Below are 3837 nucleotides of genomic sequence, written 5' to 3' on the forward strand. Positions count from 1 at the left end.
TCTGCTTCGGTAGCTTCCACACCCTTCCCAAGCAGACACTTTCACTCAAACCCGATGTGATCGACTGAGTCTACAGTCGTACCGTCCGAAGTGTGGATGTAGTTGAGGATGCCGAGGTCAACGCCGACGCTATTATATGTATTGAGTGAGTCCACGTCGGGTTTCTCGGGCAGGTCAGCCTCGTCAGTCTCGAGGCCGAACGAGACGAACCACTCGCCGGTCGTCTCTTTTTTGATGGTGACTTCTTTGATGGCTGCTTCGTCGGGGATCTCGCGGTGGTAGCGGAGTTTGATATCTCCGATTTTGGAGAGCCAGAGCGTCGCGCGTCGGCCACTCGTGTTTTTGAGTTCGAAGCCAGACTGCGAATACGTTATACTCTGGAACTCTCTCGGAGACTTCCACGTGAGCTTCCCGACCTTGCGTCCGTTTTGCTTCTGCTCGGAGAGTCCGTCGAGGTTGTGGTAGAACCGAGTGACGGTTCGTTGCAGAGCCTTCGAGTTGACTCCCGAGAAAACGGGGAACTCGTCTTTCCAGTCGGGGAGTCGGGAGTGGTGCTTGTACGCAGAGCCGATGTTGTCAGCGTCCACGTTGTCGTACTCGTACAGGGTGTAGTTGTACGCTTGGCGATGAATGTCGATATGGTAGTCTAGTTCACCCGCTACCTCTTGTGTCGGGTAGGCATGGTAGCGGTGACTGTACTCCATCGCCGTCTATCGATTATCGATATGTTGAGTTAATGATTTGTACTGGTGTACGGCGATTCATCCCCTCCCTACTCGCTCCCGTTGGTCGCTCCTTGAGGAAGGGCATTCTCGCCTCATTTCTGGTAAATAATTGATGGAATGGTCTTCGACCAGCGACTGTGGTGGGTAATAAAACCAGAACCAGTCCGCCACGTCCTCGTCATAGAGACGCGAATGGCGGTACTCAGTCGGCTGAATACCCGACCGTGGAGGGAATCGGTATTCCCGCTGAAGCGTCCAGCGCGTCTGGATACGAAGGCCCTGTTGATAGGGCCGTACCCGTTGCAACGTACGTCTTCGGTGACAATTGGACAGCTACCGTCGAAAGGTCACGCGAAAGCGTTCTTCAACCCCGAGGAAACACGGAATCTCAAACTCCACTTCGTGGAATCCTCGCCATTTAGCGCGGGGAGGATCTCAAGTCTGGAAAACTGCGTACAAGAGGATCTATCGAGGTCAACCGAGATCTGAGTCTTAACCAAAGACGGATAGGCACCGCAAGTTTCGCGAACTTCTGTTGACCGTCACAGTCTACAAGCGGTTCAACACGAGTGCCTCGGGGCTTGACTCCGAGGCGGTTCACAAGCTCAAACAATCGCTCAAACAGTGATTCCGACGCGGTCATAGGGTTCAACGAAGCAGAATGTTCTCAAAAGCGAGAATTCGACGAGAGGGACTAAGTATAGGATCGCACAGCAGTGGTGTATGGAGTTGGGAGACGCAAAATCGCCACTTCGGCGGTACGTAGAGAACACGCCGAACGGTACAGAGATTCCTAACGAGATGTTCAGGCGGCGGCATATCGGTGTGTTGGCTTTCACGCTCACGTTGCTTCCGTTTGTCTTCGGAGTCAGTCGGATGGTGGGAACGGAGTCGATCACTGGTGCCGAACTGCCGGTCATCCCACTGCTACACTCGGTTGCTGGCACTGGTATTGTATTGGGATTGGTTGCACTAGCCGCTATCCCGGTACTCCCCCGCCGAATCAGAGCGGCCACAGGCTCGATCGCGTTTATGGCACAGGCATCGGTGTTGGCATACTTTACTGGAGGATTTATCGAGGCACATTTCCTCTACTTTGTGGGAGTCGGAGTTGTCGCACTTTACGAAGATTGGATACCGTTCGCGATCACAATCGGGTATGTCGCCATCCAACACAGCGTCTTCGGGCTCATAGAGTGGTTCACAGTCTACAACCACCCCGCTGCGATGGCTAAACCGGTCGTCTGGGGCGGGATACACGCTGTTGGGGTGTTGATGCTCGCGGGGACAATCACGTTCCTTTGGCAGTCTCTCGCAATTCAACGACAAAAGGCCCGTAAGAAGGTCCAAGAGAAGCTGGAAGAAGCGAAGGAAGCGAGGGATCGTGCGAAAGAGAAGGAAATAGAGGCGGCTGAACAGCGCGAGGAGATGCAAGAACTTAACGCGGAGCTTGAACAGGCCGCTGCCGATTACCAGTCGGTCATGGTTGAGTGTGCGGCCGGTGATTTCACCCGGCGACTCAATACCGACGTGAGCAACGAGGCGATGGCGGAGATCGCCACCACGTTCAACGATATGGTAGAAGATCTTGAAATGACATTCGCGCAGATTCAAACTTTCGCTGATGAGGTCGCCTCTGCGAGTGAAGACGTGAGCGCATCGACGGCCGAGACACAGCGTGCGAGCGAGCAAGTTGCAGACTCTATTCAAGCGATCGCGGCAGACGCCGATACACAATACGAGCAGAGTCGAGAGGCGTCGAACGAGATGCAGAATCTCTCTGGGACGGTGGAAGAAGTCGCCTCCTCAGCAGACGAAGTCGCCACGGCCTCTCAGAGTGCGGTTGAACTCAGCAATGGCGGCCAAGCGGCCGCGTCAGAGGCGATTGATAAAATGGCAAATATTGAGTCACAGTCTGAGCAGACGGTCAATCAAGTCAACACGCTGGCGAGCGAGCTCGATGAGATCGGAGAGGTCGTGGAGTTGATCGAGGACATTGCCGAGCAGACGAACTTGCTCGCGCTGAATGCCTCGATAGAAGCGGCCCGTGCAGGTGAGGCCGGGTCCGGGTTCGCCGTGGTGGCGGACGAAGTCAAAGGGCTTGCCGAGGAAACCGCGGAGGCGGCGGATGAAGTTACAGAGCGGATCGAGCGCGTCCAGTCCAACTCCGACGAGACTGTTGAGGATATGGAATCAATGCAGGAACAGGTTCGTTCGGGCGCTGATACGGTCGAGTCGGCCCTCGCTGCTCTCGACGAGATCACGACCACTGTCGAAGAGGTCAATGACGGTATTCAGGAGATCAGTGACGCCACAGACAGTCAAGCTGCCTCTACAGAGGAAGTCGTAACCATCGTCGAGGATGTTGCCAACGCGGCAAATGAGGTGAACAGCGAGTCTGATAATGTCTCAGCAGCGGCCGAGGAACAAACCTCGTCGCTTGCGGAGGTATCTCAGAACGCAGACAATCTTAAGGAGCGAGCGGGAGGGCTCCAAGACCGCCTCAGTGGATTCACCATTGATGCGGATCCTAACCGCGATACTGGTGTAACGGGTGAACATGTTGGCCCTCAAGCCGGTAGTTCGGTCAAGCCAGTGGGTGACGGCGGCAGCACAGAGTGACATTCAGCCACTGAATTGTCCGCGGGCATTCCCGGCACTCATGTGCGTGAGTCGAGGGCGTGGAGTTTCGCGAGCCTTTATTGGTGGAGACGACAGTTCATGTACTCGCCGTAGTCTATTGATTCCCGTATGTATCTTAGGCCTGCCCTTCATCCGTGCTGTATATTACACTCGCTCTTGTGTAGCACATTGTTGATTTCAGAGAGTTGCTTTGACGGCGTGTTTGAGCGCTTTTCGTCCGGGTTTGCGGTAGAGTTCTCGTCTGAGTTGGAACGCTCGGAGATACTGTGTGAGGCGATCTTTTGAGATGCCTCGATGCGGCGAGAGCCACCGTCGCGCCAGCGACGCGTGGCTCTCGCAGGTGTTCACATGGACCGTCTCGTCGGCGTACTCACCGTCTCCGTGAACGACGTATTCGCGGTCAAATTGCTCATCTTCATCAAGCGGATCGTACGCGCAAAATCCGTCCGTATAGACCGTGAGAGGCTCC

Annotated in this window: 2 protein-coding genes and 1 pseudogene; 1 reads left to right on the forward strand and 2 read right to left on the reverse strand. The window is 55.1% G+C overall.

Annotated features, from left to right (window positions below; genetic code table 11):
- Nucleotides 1-59 precede the first annotated feature (59 nt).
- Nucleotides 60-704: pseudogene (locus tag N5096_RS02990) on the reverse strand (RNA-guided endonuclease InsQ/TnpB family protein); the annotation flags it as partial.
- 744 nt (nucleotides 705-1448) lie between these two features.
- Here N5096_RS02990 and N5096_RS02995 point away from each other — a divergent pair.
- Nucleotides 1449-3347 (forward strand): methyl-accepting chemotaxis protein, encoded by a 1899-nt coding sequence (locus N5096_RS02995; protein WP_267662851.1) that lies wholly within the window; start codon nucleotides 1449-1451, stop codon nucleotides 3345-3347.
- Between the two features lie 198 nt (nucleotides 3348-3545).
- Here the strand turns inward: N5096_RS02995 and N5096_RS03000 are convergent.
- Nucleotides 3546-3837: transposase (locus N5096_RS03000; protein WP_267662852.1), on the reverse strand; the 292-nt coding region annotated here is incomplete at its 5' end.

This window comes from Halorubrum yunnanense, assembly GCF_026586675.1.
GTDB lineage: Archaea > Halobacteriota > Halobacteria > Halobacteriales > Haloferacaceae > Halorubrum > Halorubrum yunnanense.